Raw genomic sequence first — 17176 nt, 5'->3', positions numbered from 1 at the left:
GCCGGTGGTGCGTACGTGCCGCTGGATCCGGAGTATCCGGTGGAGCGGTTGCGGTACATCCAGCAGGACACCGGCGCACCCGTAGTCATCACCGACACCGCCTCACGGCACGCCGTCCAGGCGCCCGAGGGCACGACCGTCCTCGACCTCGACCGTGACGCCGGCACCATCGCGGACCGGCCCGGCCGCCCGCCGCTCGTCGACGTCCACGAGCGCAACCTCGTCTACGCCATCTACACCTCCGGCTCCACCGGGCGCCCCAAGGGCGTCCAGGTCGAACACATCGGCCTGTCCAACTACATTCTGTGGGCCAGGGACCACTATCCGCGCGGCGGTGAACGGGCCACCGTGCTGCACTCCTCCATCAGCTTCGACCTCACCGTGCCGAGCCTGTTCGAACCGCTGGTCTCCGGACGGACGCTCACGATCCTGCCACCGGGAGACAGCCTCGAACTGCTGGCCCAGGCGCTGGTGGACGAGCACACCAGTTACGACTACATCCGGCTGACCCCCTCGCACCTGCGTTACCTGCGCGACTGGTGCGGGGCCCGCGGCCTCGCCCCGCGGGCCGGTGGATGGGTGGTCGGCGGTGAGGTCCTGGAGCCCGAGCTGGTCGTCGACTGGCTGCGGCTGTGCCCCGGCACCGTCGTCATCAACCACTACGCGCCCACCGAGGTCGTCATCGGCCGGGTGATGTACTTCGTGCCGCCCGACTTCCCCGAGCACCCCCTGCCCGTGGTGCCCCTGGGCCGTCCCATGCACAACTCGACGGTCCACGTGCTGGACTCCGCCATGCGCCCGGTGCCCCCCGGCGTGCTCGGCGAGCTCTACATGGGCGGTCTGGGCGTCACTCGCGGGTACGCCGGCCGCCCGGGCCTGACGGCCGACCGGTTCGTTCCCGACCCCTTCGGTTCCGGAGGCAGGCTGTACCGGACCGGTGACCACGCACGGCAACACGCCGACGGCGCCATCGAGTTCGTGGGCCGAGTCGACCACCAGGTCAAGATCCGGGGGTACCGCATCGAATCGGGAGAGATCGAGGCCCGGCTGTCGGAGCATCCCGCCATCGACCGCTGCCTGGTGCACGCCTGGACCGACACCACGGGCGACCAGCGGCTCGCCGCCTACTGGATACAGCCCCCCGGCTCGGACGCCGCGTCACGGCCCACGGTCACCGAGCTGCGGACCTTCCTCCACCGCGACCTGCCCGACTACATGATCCCGTCCGCCTTCGTCGCCCTGGACGCCTTCCCCCTCAACCCGCACGGCAAGATCGACCGTCACGCACTGCCGGCCCCCGACGCCCGCCCGGTGCTGGACACCGTGTTCCAGAACCCCCGCACCCCTGGGGAGGCGATGCTCGCGGACATCTGGGCCCAGGTTCTCGACGTGGACCGGGTCGGCATCGACGACAACTTCTTCGAGCTGGGCGGCGACTCCATCAAGGCGGTGAAACTCACCCACCACTGCGTCACCCAGGGCATCCCGCTCACACCGCGCAGCGTCTTCGAGACCCAGACCGTCCGGCAGATGGCCGACGCGGTCACCGCCGCCCAGGAGTGGAAGGGGGACGGCGACGGCTCACTGGAAGCCGTCTTCGGCGCCGCACGCACCGGGCACCACCGCACCCTCGTGGGCCTGGCCCCCGAGGGCGAGGGCCGCCCGCTGTTCTGTGTCCATCCCAGTGGCGGCTCCGTCGGCTGGTACCTGCCCCTGGCCAGGGCACTGCCGGCGGACAGGCCCCTGTACGCCTTCCAGCCGCCCGGCATGGACAACCGGGAAAAGCCCCTGGAGACGGTGGAGGCCATGGCCGCCTGCTACATCAAGGAGATGCGCGCCGTCCAGCAGGAAGGCCCCTACGCCCTGCTCGGCTGGTCGCTGGGCGGCACCATCGCCCACGAGATGGCCCGGCAACTGGAGGCCGCGGGCCAACGAGTCGACCCGCTGCTTCTCCTGGAGCCGTCCCTGCCCGGCAACGAAGCCGCGCGGGAAGTGCATCGCGAGGAGATCGGCCACTACCTGAAGGGCGCCGAACTCATCGACCGTCTGGCCGCGCGGCAGACCGACGGACCGGAACGCGCCGCGATCGAGCGGGAACTGAGCCACGTGCTGCGCGCCGCCGGATTCAGCCAGGCGGAGATCACGCTCGGCGAGTCCATGCCGCTGCGCGCCTGCGCCCACATGCTCTCCGCGCTCGGCGCCTACGAAGCCGGCCCCTGCTCGGGCGGTGCCCACCTGCTCGCCACGGACGAGTGCCTGGGCGCGAGCCCCGAGCACCCGTCGGGCATCGCCCACGAGAGCTTCGACGACTACCTCGACGCATGGAAGTCACTGTTCGGCGGCGAACTCACGGCCGCACGCGCGGGCGGAGTGCACTCCACCATGCTGTCCGCCCAGCACATCGAGGACATCGCCGCCTGGTGCGAGAAGCACATCACCGCCTAGCCGGCCGGCAACCCAGGGCCTCAGGGAGGAACCGATGACCACGACGCCCACCCGCACCGCCCCTCACCCCCACCTGTCACCCCGGCCCGGCCACGACCCGTGGCACCGCGCCGACGTCCTGTCCATGCGGCAGTACGGACGGGAGGATCTGCAGGACCTCTTCCACCACACCGACACGATCCGGGCGAGCACCACCGCCCGCACCCGGCTCGCCGGCCGGGTCCTGGTCAGCGCCTTCTACCAGAGCAGCACCCGCACCCGGCTCGCGCACGAAGCGGCGATGCTGCGCATGGGCGGGACCTGCACGGGATTCGCCGACGCCGGCGTCACCCGGGCCGGCGACTTCTTCGGCGAGAGTCCCGAGGACATCGCCCGGATGCTCGGCGGATACGGCGATGTCGTCGTCGTACGCCACCCGCAGACCGGCGCACCGAGGCGCTTCGCCTCCACAGCGGGAGTGCCGGTGATCAACGCAGGTGACGGGTGGGGGGAACACCCCACACAGGCCATGACGGACCTCTACACGATGCGCCGGTTCCGCGGCGGTCTGGACGGCGCGACGATCGTGCTCACCGGAGACCTCAGGATGCGCACCATGCGTTCGGTCCTGCTGGCGCTGCGCCACTACGACTGCAGGCTCCTGCTGTTCCCGGGGCCCGGCATGACGCCGGACCCGGTCCTGATCGACGAGGTGAGCGCGGGAGCCGCCCGCGTCGAGCGGGCCGCTTCCCTGGCCGCGGCGGTCCGCGACGCCGACTTCGTCTACATGGAACCGGTCGTGCAGCCCGACTACACCGTGGGCCGCTCGGCGGCTCCGGCACACAAGCCCGCCACACCGGACGCCTTCCGGGTCGACCGGGCGCTGCTGGAGAACCACGCCGGACCGCATCTGCGGGTGCTGCATTCGCTCCCGCGCCAGGACGAACTCTGCACCGACCTGGACGACACCTCCTTCAACGGCTACTGGGCCGAGGCGCGCAACGGCGTGCCGGTCCGCATGGCGTTGCTCGACCTGATGCTGGGAGCGTGAGCGTGCGTACCCCCCTCGCCGGCGGAAGCCGGTCCCCCGCGACAGCCACCACCCGTCACTCGATGGCGGACACCGTGGGTGACACACCCGTGGTGGAACTGGACAGACTCTTCCACGACCTGCCGGTCACGGTCTTCGCCAAGCTGGAGTTCCTCAACCCGTTCGGCAGCACCAAGGACCGTGTGGCCCGGTACGTCATCGAGCGCTGGCTCGCCGACGGGAAGATCGTCAAGGGCGGTCACCTGGTGGAGAGTTCCTCGGGAAACTTCGCCATCGCCCTGGCGGCGCTCGCCCCGCTCTACGACCTCACCGTCACCTGTGTGGTCGACCCCAACACCTGCGGCCCCAACCTCGCCATCCTGCGAGGTCTCGGAGCCCGGGTCGAGATGGTGGACGAACCCGATGTGAACGACGGCTACCTGCATTCCCGGCTGGAGCGGGTGCGCGAGGTCCTGGACGAGGTCCCCGGATCGGTGTGCGTCAACCAGTACGCCAACGAACTGTGCTGGAGGGCCCATTACGACAGCACGGCCCACGAGATCGTCCGGCAGATCGACGGGCCCGTGGACACGCTCGTGGTCGCCGTCAGCACGACCGCGACCCTGCTGGGCATCTCCCGGCGCCTGCGCGAGCGGTGGCCCGCGCTGCACACCGTGGCCGTGGACGCGAAGGGGTCCGTCATCTTCGGCGGCGCCCCCGGGCCGCGGCGCCTGCCCGGGCTCGGTTCGAGCCGCACCCCCGAACTCCTGTGCCGCGAGGAGATCGACGAGGTCCGCTACGTACAGGAGCAGGACGCGGTCTCCGGCTGCCGCGACCTGCTGCACACCGAAGGCATCCTCGCCGGCGCTTCCTCGGGCGCGGTCGTCAGCGCCATTCACGCCATCGCCGGCGATCTGCCGGCCGGCAGCCGTGTGCTCACGGTGTTCCCGGACCGGGGCGAGCGGTACATCGACCTGGTGTACGACCCGGCCGTGGGAGCCGAGCCGTGAGCCCGGCCGTCCGCTCGCCCGCACGGCCGTCGGCCCCGCGTCCGCACGGCCTGGCGTCCGACGACGTCGACGTGTGGTGGTTCCCCACCGCCCGGCGACCGGACACCGCCCCCCGGACACCCGCGCGGCAGGACCGCACGGTGCGCGCCGTGCTGGGCCGCTACCTGCGCCGGACACCTGACCCGGACGAGATCCACGGACGGTGCGAGCACTGCGGACACCCCACTCACGGACGCCCCCGCCTGCGGGCAGGGGACATCACCTTCAACCTCTCCCACATCGAGGGCCGCACCGTCGTGGCCGTGGCCCGCCGTCCCGTCGGCGTGGACACCGAGCCGGTCTCCAGCGGCCGCGCCCTGCTCTCCGCGGCGGAGACGGTGTTCAGCGAGCGGGAGAGGGCCGGATTCCCGGCCCGAGGAGCCCTGGACGTGCGCCTCGCCGCCTGGTCCTGGTGTGCCAAGGAGTCCCTGACGAAAGCCACCGGCCACGGACTGGCCGTCGACCCCACCACGGTGCACCCGCCCTGCCCCCCGCCGCCCCACGGCCGGTGGGTCGCCGCCCCGTTCCCCGACGGGCGCGCGCTGTGGCTGACCTCGGCGCTGCTGCCGGGCGCCTGCGTGTGCGCGGTCGCCGTCGACGGTCCTCGGCCGGCCGCCCTGCGCGTGCGCCGCTGGCCGGCGGACGACTGACGCCCGGCCGGCTCGGCGTCGCGCCGGCGGGCCACTTCGCTGATTCCTGCCCCGGCAGCGGGGGTAGCCGGGACACAGCGCCGACTGTCCGACCCCTGGTCCCAGGGCCGCGCCACCGGGCCACCCCGACCGCCTCACCGCCCGCGAAGGAGTTGCGATGAAGGGTCCCACCGCCCTCGCCCCGCTGACCGGCTCCGGTTTCCGGCGGCTGTGGGGCGGCCAGCTCTGCGCACTGCTCGCCGACGGGGCCTTCACCACCGCGCTGATCTGGCTCGCCCTGCAACAGGGCGGCGCGGTCGGGGTGTCGACCGTGGTGACCGCACGCCTCGTACCCCGATTGGTCCTGGTGGTCCTCGGCGGGGTCCTCGCCGACCGGTTCCGCCACAGCGTGGTCCTCGGAGCCACCGGCCTGGCCCAGGGCGTGGCCGTCGCCGTGCTCGCGGTGCTGACCGCGCTGGGTGACGCGCCCGTCTGGCAGCTGGCGGTGCTCGGCGCGGTGGCGGGCGCGGCCGGCGCGCCCTTCTTCCCCGCCCTGAACGCCGCGGTGCCGGAGTCCGTGCCCGCCGCCCAACTGCCGGCCGCCAACGCGCTGATCGTCGTCGGCCGACTGCTCGGCCTGCAGTTCGTCGGCCCGGCCGCGGGCGGCCTCCTCGTCGGACTGGCCGGTGCCTGGCCGGCGTTCAGCGCCATCGCCGTCGTGTACGCGCTGTCCGGCCTGGTGCTCTTCCGTCTGCCGTCCGCGCCCGTCGGTGACCGCGTCGCGGCGCGCGAACTCGGCGGTGCGCTCACCGCGGGCCTGCGCTACGTGCGCGCGACCCCCTGGCTGCTGAGCCTGCTGCTCTGCTTCGCGGCCGTCAATCTCCTGATCGCGGGCCCGGCCGTCACCCTCGTACCGACCCTGGTGGAGTCGGAGTTCCAGGGCTCGGCGACCACCCTCGGCCTCATGCTGGCCGCCTACGGACTGGGCGGGGGAGTCGCCGCACTGGGGATCGCCCGCGTCGTTCCGGACGACAACGACCAAGCCCTGCGCCGGCTCTACGGCGCGTTCGTGTGCGCCGGCCTCAGCCTCGGCGCGCTCGGTCTCATCGACCTCCTGCCGCTCGCGATGATCCTCTACGCGTTGGCGGGCGCGGCGGGCGAGTACGGCAACGTCGTGTGGATCACCGTCATGCAGCGGCGCGTGCCGGGCCGGTTGATCGGCAGGATCTCCTCCCTGGACTGGTTCCTGTCGCTCAGCCTGGTTCCCCTGTCCACCGCACTGTCCGGCACGGTCGCCGAGAACCTCGGCGCCGGAACGGTACTCGTGTGGTGTGGAGGCCTCTGCGCGGGGCTGCTCGCGCTCGCCCTGCTCGTGGCGCCCCGCACCCCCGGCCCCTCGCGGGACGCCGGGGACGGGCCCGGCGTCCAGGACGTGAACCCGGATGTGAACGCCGGGGCCTCCGCCACCGACCGGAGTGGCTGAGTCCCCCGCCTCGCCGGGTGGGCCTCTCCCGGGCCCCGGCCCAGCCGTGGCCACCGCGCAGGGCCGGATCCGTGGAGGCCGCCGCGCGGGCCGGACGGAAGGATGAGGACCGATCGGCCGAAGGTGTGCGCACGAACCGGCCGCGGAGCCGAAGCGACCGGTTTCCCGCTCTCCTTAGATTCGGAGCACGTCCACACCACCGGAGGGGACATGCGCGAGCCACCCATCCGCGGGCCGCAACTGCCCGCTGACGCACTCGACCGCATCCTGACCGCCCGCCCCGAAGCCGCCGGACTGCCCGCCGAGGCGTACACCTCCGCCGAGGTCCACGCCTTCGAGCAGGAACTCCTGCAGCGCCGTGGCTGGGTCTGCCTCGGCCGCACCGACCAGGTCGCCGAGCGCGGCGCCCAACGGGCCCTGACGGTGGCGGGGGAGGGCGTGCTCGTGGTCCGTGACACCGAAACCGTCGGCGTCTTCGTCAACGCGTGCCGTCACCGTGGTCACGAACTCGTCCGGAGCGGCTGCGCGGTGCGGCGTTCCACCGTCTGGTGCGCCTACCACGCCTGGGTCTACCGTCTCGACGGAACCCTGCGCGCCGCCCCGCGGTTCGGGGACCTCGCCGAGCGCGACCCCGTCGGTATGGGCCTGACCCCGGTGCGCAGCGAGGAGTGGCACGGCTTCCTGTTCGTCAACCTGTCCGGCGACGCCCCGTCACTGGCGGCCACCGCGGGCAATCTCGGGCCCCTTCTCGAGGCCTACGAGCCCGCCGGCCTGATCCGCACCGCGGAGCACGAGTACGAGGTCTCCGCCAACTGGAAGCTCCTGGTCGAGAACTATCTGGAGTGCTACCACTGCCCCAGCACGCACCCCGAACTCTCCAAGGTCCAGCGCACCACCCACGGCCTGGACTTCGAGGACCGGGGACTGTGGCTCGGCGGTTACCTCGACCTCGACAACGACGCCGTGAGCATGTCCCTGGACGGCCGGGGCCCCGACTGGAGGTTCCCCGGGCTCGACGAGGAACGTGCCCGCCAGGTCTGCTACCACGCCCTGCTCCCGGGCCTGTTCATCACCGCCATGCACGACTACCTCGTCGTCCACCGGATCCAGCCCCTGGCCGCCGACCGTACCCGGGTCGTGTGCGAGGTCCTCTTCCCCCGCGCCCTGCTCGACCTGGGAACCGACCCCGGGTACGCGGCGGAGTTCTGGGACGTCACCAACCGCCAGGACTGGCAGGCGTGCGAGTCCGTCCAGCGCGGCATCACCCGGCCCGGCTTCACCCCGGGCCCCCTCGCCCCCGAGGAGGAGGGGCTCGGCCGCTTCCTGGCCACCATGGCCTTCCTCTACCGCTCGGGCCGGTCGCCCAGCGCCCCGTGGCCCACCCCCTCGGCGTATCCCGGAGCCCTTCGGACGGCGGCCACCGCCGGTACGACCGCCGGGCGGCAAGCCCGGTGAAACAGGGCCTGTACGTCCCGAACGTCGGCCACTACGCCGACCCGCGCCGCCTGGCCGCATACGCCGTCGCCGCCGAGGCATCCGGCTGGGACGGGTTCTTCGTCTGGGACCACCTGCTGCTGGAGACGCCGACCGCACTGCCGGCCTGTGACACCTGGACGGCGCTCACCGCGATCCTGGCCCGCACCCGGACGCTGATCGCGGGCCCGCTCGTCACGCCGCTCGCCCGACGCCGACCGGCGAAGGTCGCCCGCGAGACCGTCACCCTGGACGAACTCTCCGGCGGGCGACTCGTCCTCGGCGTCGGCCTGGGCGCCGACGCCCGCGGAGAGTTCACCGCCTTCGGTGAACCGGCCGGCGCCCGCGCACGTGCCGAGCGCCTCGACGAAGGTCTCGCCGTGCTCCGTGCCCTGTGGACCGGCGAGGAACACAGTCACGACGGAACCCACCACCACCTCGACAAGGTCCGCTTCCTGCCCGCCCCCCGGCATCCGATTCCCGTGTGGACCGCCGCGACCCACGGGCACGCCCGGCCGCTGGCCCGCGCGGCCCGGCACGACGGCGTGATCCTCATGGTCCGCGAACCCACCGGAGCCCTGCGCGGACCCACGCCCGCCGAACTCGCCCACACCCTGCGCGCCCTGCCCCCGCTGGAACGCCCCGACGGCTTCCAGGTCGCCGTCCCCGGCACGCTGCCCGCCGACCGGCCCGACGAGGCGGCGGAACGGCTGCGCGCTGTCCAGGAGCAGGGCGGGACCTGGTGGCTGGAGGCGTTCGACCCCTGGCGCCGCGATCCCGCCGAGCTGCGCCGCTGGATCGACCAGGGGCCCCCGCTGCGCTGACCGTCCCGACCCGCCCCCGCCCGGAAAGGCAGAGCTCCATGACCGCACGTCCGACACTGGTGCTGGCCGGCATCGGAGCCGATGCGCATACCGTCGGCCTCTCACTGCTGCGGCACACCCTCACCGCCGGCGGCTACGACGTCGTCTTCATGGGCATCCAGAACGACATCGACGACGTGCGCCGGGTCGCCCGGCACGCCGACGCCGTCCTGGTGTCCGTGATGGACGGTCACTGTCTGCATTACTTACGTGACTTCGAGCCGGACGCCGGGGACGGTGACACCCCGCTGTGGTACATCGGAGGCAACCTCGCCATCGACGACGGCTCCGGTCTGAGCGACCACCTGCGCGCCCGCGGCTTCCACCGCGTCTTCGTGAAGTACGTCGACCTGGCCGTCGTCGTCGACCTCCTGCACCGGGACATGAGCGGCCGCACTCCGCGTGGCCGCGGCACCTGGGCCCACCGGGCGGCCGAGACCCACCGCCGTCTCGTCTCCTCGGCGCCCGCGGTGGGCGACGACCCGCTGGACCCGGCCCGTGTGCGGGCGGACCGGGCCGAGGTCCTGGCCGAGTGGCCCACCGGCCGTGAAGCGGCCGACCTGTCCGACAACGCGGTCTTCCTGTCCGGTCGGCCCGGATTCCCGGCCCTGCACCAGCGGGTGGACCGACGCGTCGAACCGCCCGTGGCTCAGGTCCGGGTGGGCGTACCCACCGTCGCGGGACAGCGGGCGGCGTTCGCCCGGATGGAGCGCGCCGGCAGCCGTGTGCTCTCCTACCAGGTCGACTCCCTCACCCGGGCCCGCCGCTTCGCCGACGTCGCACAGATTCTGGCCGACGGGGCGAACGGCCTCAACGGGTTCCCGGTGATCAACCACGGGGTGCCCGTACTGCGCAGACTGGCCCTGGAGACGGCTCTGCCCCTCGGCACCCGGCACAGCATGCGTGACCCCCGGCTGCTCGCCGAGATCTCGTTCGCCGGCGGAGTCACCTCCTTCGAGGGCGGCGCCCTCAGCTACAACCTGCCCTACCACCGGGACTACCCCCTGGAGGCGTCCGTCCGCGACTGGCAGTACGTCGACCGGCTGGTCGGCCGGTACGCCCAGGAGTACGGAGTGGCGATCGACCGGGAGTTCTTCGGTCCCCTCACCGGGACACTGGTTCCGCCGTCGGTCGCCATCGCCGTCAACGTGTGTGAAGCGCTGCTGGCCGCCGGACAGGGGGCCCGCCATCTCAGCCTCGGCCTGGGCGAACACGGCAACCGTGTCCAGGATCTGGCGGCGGCCCGGGTCCTCAGGGCGACCGCGGCCCGCGCGCTGACCGGCGCCGGACACCGGTGTGTGCACCTGTCGTCGGTGTTCCACCAGTACATGGGCGCGTTTCCCACCGACGCGTCGGCGGCCCGCCGGCTGATCGCGGAGTCCGCGTTGCTGGCCCGGAGCCTGCGTCCCAGCAGGGTCATCGTCAAGACACCGGTGGAGGCACGGCGCATCCCCACCCTCGCGGAGAACATCGCCGCTCAGCGGATGGTCGGCTCCCTGCTCGCCCAGCCGGCCCCGCAGCCCGGGCCGGACGAGGAAAGCGCCGTCGACCAGGAGTGCGAGGTCCTCCAGAGCGAGGTGGACGCGCTGCTGGATGCCGTCGTCACAGCCGGGAGCGGCTCGATCGCCCGCGGTGTGGTCCTCGCCGTGCGGGACGGTCTGCTCGATGTGCCCTTCGCCCCCAGCGTCTTCAACCGGGGAGAGGCGACCTCCGTACGGGACTGCGACGGGGCGATCCGGTGGCTGGACACCGGAAGGCTGCCGCTGCCCGCAGCCGTCAAGGCCTACCACGCGGACAAGATCGCGGCTCGCCGCCGCCGGGACGGCGTCACCGACCGACGGCACGACCACCGCATGATCGCCCACGACCTGCTCCAGATCCCCCGCGGCGACTTCGAGACCTGGCCGATGGGCTCACGGCGATCCCGGCAGCCGGAACCGGTCGTCGCCGGCTGAGGCCACCGGCGCGCGGGTCCGCGACCCTCGTCGCTCCGAGCGTCGAACAGAAGCCCCGGCACCGTGCTGCCGTACGCGTCCACGCCCGGCCGCTTCCCCAACGCCCCCGTTCAGGAAGGTTCCCATGTCCGCCGTCACCACCCCGCCCTCGACCGCCACGGCTCCGGCCTTCTGCGTCATCGGCGGTGACACCGTCGCCGCCGTCCTCGCCGGACGCCACCGCACCGTGCGCGACCTCGTCGACCGGACCTACCGAGCCCACGGCGAGGGGCGGACGGTGAATCCGCACTCGCACTTCCTGCGCTTTCCCGACCGGCCGGAAGCGCGCATCATCGCACTGCCCGCCTCCGTCTCCGGCGAGCGTGCGGTCAACGGCATCAAGTGGATCTCCAGTTACCCCCGCAACACCGAGGCCGGCCTGGCCCGCGCCTCGGCCGTGCTGGTCCTCAACGACCCGGACACCGGCCACCCGTACGCGTGCCTGGAATCGTCCTTGATCAGTGCGGCGCGCACCGCCGCGTCGGCCGCGCTCGCGGCGGAGCGGCTCAGCGAGGTGCGGCCGGGGCGCGCACGTCCCCGCACGGTGTCGTTCGTCGGCACCGGACTCATCGCCCGCCACATTCACACCTACCTCGTGGAGACCGGCTGGTCGTTCGACCGGACCACCGTCTTCGACGCCGACCCGGCACACGCCGAGACGTTCCGTGCCTCCCTCGCCGGCCGTCCGGCGTCCGGGGAACTCGCGGTGGCCGCCGACGCGGAGACCGCGATCCGGGCCGGCGAGCTGGTCGTACTGGCCACGACCGCCGCCCGCCCGCACGTCCAGGACCCACGGTGCCTGGAGCACGCACCGCTCGTACTGCACGTGTCCCTGCGCGACTTGGCCCCCGCACTCATCACGGGGGCCGCGAACGTGCTGGACGACGTGGACCACTGTCTGCGGGCGGAGACATCGGTCCATCTGGCGGAACAGGCCACCGGCAGGCGGGACTTCGTCACCGGGACCCTGCCCGACTATCTCGCCGGCAGGCGCACGCTGCCCTCCGACCGACCGGTGGTGTTCTCGCCGTTCGGGCTGGGAGTGCTCGATCTGTCCCTGGGACGTTACGTCTTCGAGCAAGCCGTCGCCTCGGGGCGAGTCAGTCCGGTCCGGGGATTCTTCCCCTCACCCGACGCCAGCGGCTGAGGCCTGCTCCCGCGGCCGGCGTAGGGGGCGGCCCTCCGCACCGTGCGTCCCCCCCTCGCCTGCCGCACGGATCAGGGAATGAGCAGCAACTTACCCGCCGTTCGGCGCGATTGGAGCATTTGGTGAGCCTCCGCCGCGTCGGCGAGCGGAAGTTCGGCGTGCACCCGGGCACTCACTCGTCCCCGCGTCAGATGGTCGAAGAGGTCGGCCGCCGACGCGCGCAGTGTCGCGGCGTCCCGGGTGTGATCGGCGAGGCTGGGCCTCGACACCGTGAGCGAACCGCTGCGCAGCCGGTCCAGGTCGAACGGCGGTACCCGCCCACCGGACAGGCCGCACAGCACCAGGTGCCCGCGCGGGCCGAGCGCCCGCAGGCTCGACTCGAACGTCGGCGCCCCGACCCCGTCGAAGACGACCGAAGCACCACGGCCCTCGCTGATCTCGTCCACGCGGGCACGAAGGCCGTCCGGTTCCTCGTAGCCGCACACGGCGTGGGCCCCGGCGTCCCGGGCGAAGCGACGCTTGTCCTCGGTGGAGGCCGTGGCGAGCACCCGTGCCCCGCGGGCCGTGGCGAGCTGCACGAGGAGCCGGCCCAGACCACCCGCGCCGGCGTGCACGACGACGACCTCGCCGTCGCGCACGGGGTGGGTGTCGTGCGTGAGATAGCGCGCGGCCAGGCCCTGGAGCAGCAGGGCGGCGGCGTTCCGGGCGCCGATCGTGTCGGGTACGGGCACCAGTGCGGTGACCGGGACGCTCGCCGACTCGGCGTAGGCTCCGCGCACGGTCGCGAAGGCCACGCGGTCACCGACGGCGAAGGCCGCGTCGTCCAGTGCGCCCGCTCCGGCTTCGACGATCACTCCCGCGGCCTCCTGGCCCGGCACCAGCGGTAACGGTGCCGGGTAGGTGCCGTCGCGGAAGTAGGTGTCGATGAAGTTCACTCCCGCCGCCTCGATGCGGACGAGCACCTCGCCGGGGCCCGGTGACGGTCGCGGCACCTGCCGCTCGTGGAGGACGTGGGGCCCTCCGGTCTCGTTCACGACGACGGCACGCATATCCGGTGTCCTCTCCTCGTTGCGACGGATGTGCCGCCCCGCGGCAGGGGGCGGCACATCCACTTCTGCTTCCCGGCCCGGGCGGCCCATGCCCGCCGGGCCGGCGCGGGGGGTGCGCGCGGCTACCGCGTCAGTCCTCGAACGCGCTGAACAGGGCGCGTTCGGACAGCCTGGGAAGTCGTGCGCGGTCGTACGTCTCGGGATCGGCGGTACGCAGCGAGTCGAACACGGTGTCGATCGCGGTGACGAGTCCCCACACCTCGCGGTACGGCGGCCATCCCGGATGCCCGGCCTCCAGGTCGCGCTGGCGGGCGAAGAGGTAGTCGGCCCACTGCCTGCTCATCGGGTAGCGGTGGTGGTAGTCGTGGCAGACGGTGTCGCCCGTCAGCACCAGGTAGCGGGCCGGCAGGTGCACCGTCAGCATGCGGGCGCCCCACCGGATCCAGGCGGCCGTCGCCCGGCCGCGCGGCAGTCCGCTCCGCGGGGCGCGCTCGCCGAGGAAGATGGCGTTGGTGAGACGCCCGAAGTAGTCCCGTCCTCGCTTCTCGCGCACCCCGGGCCCGGGGAAGGTGTGGCGTACGCACAGCCGCAGCACGTTGCTGATCTGGTACAGCACGGTGAACGGGACCGTCCAGGCGAGCAGCAGCCACGGCCAGGTGCCGGTCGTGACGGCCGCCGCGTACGCGAGACCGTGGCCGGTCACGGCCAGCAGCCGGTCGGGCCACGGGGCCGCCGCCAGGTAGGAGCGCACACGGCTCGTCGTGAAACGCGCGTGGAACAGCGGTGAGCCGATCTTGCCCAGGACGCGGCGCCACATCCGAGCGCGCGTCATTCCCGGGCGCAGCTCCAGCGAGACCAGGATGGCCTGCACGGTCGGGTCGGCCGGTGTCATGTGACGCAGTGCGTGGTGGTCGCCGACGTGTTCGCGCGCGTAGCCGTCGAAGTCCTGTACCAGCAGCAGTCCGGCGATCACCCGGCCCAGTGCCCGGTCGAGGCGTTTGCGCGCCCACATGTTCCGGTGGGCGCACTGGTGGTAGACCATCATGCGCAGGTTGCGCAGGCCGTGCAGAGTCACCGCCCAGCCGGCCGCCAACAGCAATGTCCACCAGCCGCCGGCTCCCAGCGCGGCGGTACTGACGGCCGGCCCCGTGACGAGGGAGACCACTCCGCCGGCCAGATGGAATCCGGGAGTGGGGCGCGGACCGCGCTGACCGGTGTACGGCCTGCCGGTCAGCCACGTCAGCGGGAGCTGCAGGGGTTCCGGCAGCCGGGTCATCGACTCGCGGACGTCCGAGGCGGCCGGCGCGTCGACGGAGGTCGCGGGCGCGAGCCGAGTGGCATGGGGAGGCATGGATACTCCGGGGGAACGGACCCGGGCTTGTTCCGGGTCGGTGCGGAAGTGTCGACGAGGCGGAGGCCGGTCCGGCGCGACGTGCCCGGTCCGGCCGGCTCAGCGACCGGGTGGTCCGGCGGCCGCGGAGGCCGGCGGCAGGGCCGGCACACCGGTCGGCTCGCCGCGCCGCCACCAGCGGCGGCCCTCCTCGGACAGCAGGTGGACCGGGTCGTAGTACTCGTGCGCCCGGGTCAGGGCCTCGGGGCCGCCGTCCTCGATCGTGGTGCGGTAGTTCTTGGTCCAGTACGAGATACCGTGCAGCCGGTCGTAGCCGGAGACCTGGTGCACCCAGCGTTTGCCCACGTAGGGGACGTCGCAGACGATGCGCGGGGTGGCGAAGCCGGGCAGATATCCCATGATCTGGTGCTGGAGGTCCTGGGCTTCGCTGAGCGTGAGCCGCCAGTGTTCGCTGAACGGGATCATGTCGCAGAGGTAGAAGTAGTAAGGCATGATCCATGCCTCGTCCAGCAGGGCGAAGCTGAGGTCGAGGAGCTTGTCGGCACTGTCGTTGACTCCGTGCAGCAGCACCCCCTGGTTGCGGACGTCCCGCAGCCCGGCGTCCAGCAGCGCGCGTGAAGCCCGTGCGACCAGCGGGGTGATCTGCTGGGCGGCGTTGGCGTGGGTGTGCAGGGCGAGTTGCACGCCGCGCCGGCGTGCCAGTGCAGCGAGACGGGCCACACCGTCGACGACGTCGCTCGCCAGCCAGTGCTGGGGCAGCGCGACCAGGGCCTTGCTGGCCAGTCGGATGTCACGGACGGAGTCGATGGCCAGCAGGGAGGTGACGAAGGCCTCCAGCCGGGGCCAGGGCACGTTGGCGACGTCGCCGCCGGAGACGACCACGTCACGCACCTCGGGATGTTCTGCGAGGTAGGTGAGCATGGCCGCGTTGCGGTCCGCGGGCTTCAGCTCCAGCCGGTTCTTGCTGACCTGGGGGGTGGACTGCCCCACCAGGTCCATGCGGGTGCAGTGCCCGCAGTACTGCGGGCAGGTCGACACCAGTTCGGCGAGCACCTTCGTCGGATAGCGGTGGGTGAGCCCTTCGGTCACCCACATCTCGCTTTCATGGAGCGAGTCCCGTTCGGCGAGGGGGTGGGAGGGCATGGTGGGGTGCCGGTCGGAGTAGACGGGCAGCATGTAGCGGCGGACCGGGTCGGCGTAGAGCTCCGCGGTGAGGCTGCCGGGGCCCCGCGGAGTGACGTCGGGGACCATGGTGTTCAGGACGTGCGGCGGCAGGAGCATCGACATGGTGGCCCGCTCCGCGCGGTCGCGCTCCAGGTCGGCGTAGAAGGAGGCGTCGACCAGATCCCCCAGTACCCCGCGCAGTTGCCGCACGGTGCGCACGCAGTGGGCACGCTGCCACTGCGCCGACTCCCAGGAGGCGGCGTCGACGTCGTGCCAGCCCGGCATGCGTCGCCAGTCGGGTTCGGACGGGTCACGGCGTCGGTAGACGTACGGCTGGCCGGCGTGCAGTGGCATGTCTCTCCTCGTCGTTCGCCCGGCCGTCAGGCCGGGCGCCGCGTCGGACGGCGCGTGGATGGGGTGGTCATGTGGTGGCGAGCACGTTCGCGGGGCCGGCGTCCGAGGGCGTCGCGTGCAGCGGGACGAGGCCCAGACGCACGGCGAGCAGGGCGACCTGGACCCGGTCGCGCAGGTCGAGTTTGGTCAGCAGACGCGAGACGTGGGACTTCACCGTCGTCTCCGAGACGCCGAGCTCCTTGGCGATCTCACGGTTGGACAGGGCGCCGCCGATCGAACGCACGACGTCCACCTCGCGCTGGCTCAGGCCCATCACCTGCTCCGCCTCGTCCAGGGCGGGGTGGCTCGGCAGGAGTTCGAAGCGCTCGAAGAGCTGCCTGGTGACCTGGGCCGACAGGAATGCGGCGCCCTCCGCGACGGCGTGGACCGCGGCGGTCAGTTCCAGGGCCGGACAGCTCTTGTCGAGATAGCCCCCGACCTGCAGGCGCACCGCGGTGGACAGCGCCTCGTCGGAATAGGTGCTGCTCAGCACGACGGTGCGGACGACGTGCCCGATCTCCCCGTCGTTCAGGCGCCGCGCCAGGTCCAGGCCGCCCGCGGACGGCAGGTCGTGGTCGACGATCATGATGTCCGGTCGTAAGGACCGTGCCTCGTACAGCGCGTCGGCGGCGCCGGCGGCCTCGCCCACCACCTCGACGCCCGGGTCGTCGGCCAGCATCGAGCGCAGTCCGTGCCGGGACATCTCCTGAGCGTCCGCGATCATCAGGCGGACAGCGGGCTGTGCGGCGTACCTCATGAAGACTCCTTCGAAGGAAGTGACCCGCCGTCGTCCGCCGGTGCTCGCGCCGTCGGGGCCCGCCATAGAGGGCCGGAGCGCCGTCAGGGAATGCTGACCGCGACGGAGACGAGGGCCCACCCGCACAGCGTCTCGGCTTGTCGCAGCACGCGTTCGCACAGGACCCGTACGGCCGTGAAGGCTGCTCCCGGTCCGTCGCTCTGCACGAACACCACGATGCCGATACGACGGGGTTCGACCACGATCCGCGTGTGGCGGACGGGAGCGTCGCCGGGGACGGTGGTCAGGTGGGTGGCCAGTTCGGCCGGCTCCTGGCCGGTGCGGAACTGTGGGCGGTCCGGTGCGAGGACTACGGTGACCATGTGCACCA

At 72.5% G+C, this 17176-nt stretch carries 14 protein-coding genes; 9 read left to right on the top strand and 5 right to left on the bottom strand.

Annotation, left to right across the window (positions count from 1 at the left end; all coding sequences use genetic code 11):
• From IE172_RS27380 to sbnB, 9 genes are all read left to right on the top strand, one after another.
• Positions 1-2445, top strand: a 2445-nt coding sequence (locus IE172_RS27380; protein ID WP_190099986.1) for an amino acid adenylation domain-containing protein, incomplete at its 5' end; no start/stop codon positions are given.
• A 34-nt stretch (positions 2446-2479) separates the two neighbouring features.
• Complete coding sequence (locus IE172_RS27375) at positions 2480-3475, top strand: aspartate/ornithine carbamoyltransferase family protein (protein WP_190099985.1); 996 nt, start codon at positions 2480-2482, stop codon at positions 3473-3475.
• On the top strand, positions 3472-4464 hold the full coding sequence (gene sbnA / locus IE172_RS27370) for a 2,3-diaminopropionate biosynthesis protein SbnA (protein ID WP_229886472.1): 993 nt from the start codon (positions 3472-3474) through the stop codon (positions 4462-4464). The genes IE172_RS27375 and sbnA overlap by 4 nt, the downstream gene beginning before the upstream one ends.
• Complete coding sequence (locus IE172_RS27365; RefSeq protein WP_190099984.1) at positions 4461-5153, top strand: 4'-phosphopantetheinyl transferase family protein; 693 nt, start codon at positions 4461-4463, stop codon at positions 5151-5153. Before sbnA ends, IE172_RS27365 begins: the two co-directional genes overlap by 4 nt.
• A 157-nt stretch (positions 5154-5310) precedes the next feature.
• A complete protein-coding gene (locus IE172_RS27360) occupies positions 5311-6615 on the top strand; it encodes an MFS transporter (RefSeq protein ID WP_190099983.1) in 1305 nt (434 codons plus the stop codon).
• 210 nt (positions 6616-6825) lie between these two features.
• The gene (locus IE172_RS27355) at positions 6826-8070 is read left to right on the top strand and encodes an aromatic ring-hydroxylating oxygenase subunit alpha (RefSeq protein ID WP_190099982.1); all 1245 of its coding nucleotides are present in this window, start codon (positions 6826-6828) and stop codon (positions 8068-8070) included.
• A complete protein-coding gene (locus tag IE172_RS27350) occupies positions 8067-8912 on the top strand; it encodes an LLM class flavin-dependent oxidoreductase (RefSeq protein WP_229886470.1) in 846 nt (281 codons plus the stop codon). The genes IE172_RS27355 and IE172_RS27350 overlap by 4 nt, the downstream gene beginning before the upstream one ends.
• A gap of 38 nt (positions 8913-8950) precedes the next feature.
• Positions 8951-10906, top strand: a complete 1956-nt coding sequence (locus IE172_RS27345) for a methylaspartate mutase subunit E (protein WP_190099980.1) — start codon at positions 8951-8953, stop codon at positions 10904-10906.
• A 124-nt stretch (positions 10907-11030) separates the two neighbouring features.
• Positions 11031-12092 carry a 2,3-diaminopropionate biosynthesis protein SbnB gene (sbnB, locus tag IE172_RS27340; protein ID WP_190099979.1) on the top strand — a complete coding sequence of 354 codons (1062 nt, stop codon included), beginning with the start codon at positions 11031-11033 and terminating at the stop codon, positions 12090-12092.
• A 71-nt stretch (positions 12093-12163) separates the two neighbouring features.
• On the opposite strand, the gene IE172_RS27335 is transcribed toward sbnB, so the two are convergent.
• The 5 genes from IE172_RS27335 to IE172_RS27315 form a co-directional block, all read right to left on the bottom strand.
• Positions 12164-13141, bottom strand: coding sequence for a quinone oxidoreductase family protein (locus IE172_RS27335; protein ID WP_190099978.1), 978 nt, complete (start codon positions 13139-13141; stop codon positions 12164-12166).
• Between the two features lie 130 nt (positions 13142-13271).
• The gene (locus tag IE172_RS27330) at positions 13272-14492 is read right to left on the bottom strand and encodes a fatty acid desaturase family protein (protein WP_229886468.1); all 1221 of its coding nucleotides are present in this window, start codon (positions 14490-14492) and stop codon (positions 13272-13274) included.
• A 99-nt stretch (positions 14493-14591) separates the two neighbouring features.
• Positions 14592-16010: a KamA family radical SAM protein gene (locus tag IE172_RS27325; RefSeq protein ID WP_190099977.1), complete on the bottom strand. Its 1419-nt coding sequence runs from the start codon at positions 16008-16010 to the stop codon at positions 14592-14594.
• A 67-nt stretch (positions 16011-16077) separates the two neighbouring features.
• Positions 16078-16806, bottom strand: coding sequence for a LuxR C-terminal-related transcriptional regulator (locus tag IE172_RS27320; protein ID WP_190099976.1), 729 nt, complete (start codon positions 16804-16806; stop codon positions 16078-16080).
• A gap of 83 nt (positions 16807-16889) precedes the next feature.
• Positions 16890-17168 (bottom strand): hypothetical protein, encoded by a 279-nt coding sequence (locus IE172_RS27315; protein WP_190099975.1) that lies wholly within the window; start codon positions 17166-17168, stop codon positions 16890-16892.
• Positions 17169-17176: the final 8 nt, after the last annotated feature.

Source organism: Streptomyces griseoflavus, assembly GCF_014649995.1.
GTDB classification, from domain to species: domain Bacteria; phylum Actinomycetota; class Actinomycetes; order Streptomycetales; family Streptomycetaceae; genus Streptomyces; species Streptomyces griseoflavus.
This window is presented reverse-complemented; position numbering and strand designations above follow the sequence as displayed.

Bases quoted from the DNA above. Each gene is read 5' to 3' on its own strand.
- IE172_RS27375 (WP_190099985.1), top strand. From the start codon at position 2,480: ATGACCACGACGCCCACCCGCACCGCCCCTCACCCCCACCTGTCACCC.
- IE172_RS27360 (WP_190099983.1), top strand. From the start codon at position 5,311: ATGAAGGGTCCCACCGCCCTCGCCCCGCTGACCGGCTCCGGTTTCCGG.
- IE172_RS27355 (WP_190099982.1), top strand. From the start codon at position 6,826: ATGCGCGAGCCACCCATCCGCGGGCCGCAACTGCCCGCTGACGCACTC.
- IE172_RS27345 (WP_190099980.1), top strand. From the start codon at position 8,951: ATGACCGCACGTCCGACACTGGTGCTGGCCGGCATCGGAGCCGATGCG.
- sbnB (WP_190099979.1), top strand. From the start codon at position 11,031: ATGTCCGCCGTCACCACCCCGCCCTCGACCGCCACGGCTCCGGCCTTC.
- IE172_RS27335 (WP_190099978.1), bottom strand. From the start codon at position 13,141: ATGCGTGCCGTCGTCGTGAACGAGACCGGAGGGCCCCACGTCCTCCAC.
- IE172_RS27330 (WP_229886468.1), bottom strand. From the start codon at position 14,492: ATGCCTCCCCATGCCACTCGGCTCGCGCCCGCGACCTCCGTCGACGCG.
- IE172_RS27325 (WP_190099977.1), bottom strand. From the start codon at position 16,010: ATGCCACTGCACGCCGGCCAGCCGTACGTCTACCGACGCCGTGACCCG.
- IE172_RS27320 (WP_190099976.1), bottom strand. From the start codon at position 16,806: ATGAGGTACGCCGCACAGCCCGCTGTCCGCCTGATGATCGCGGACGCT.
- IE172_RS27315 (WP_190099975.1), bottom strand. From the start codon at position 17,168: ATGGTCACCGTAGTCCTCGCACCGGACCGCCCACAGTTCCGCACCGGC.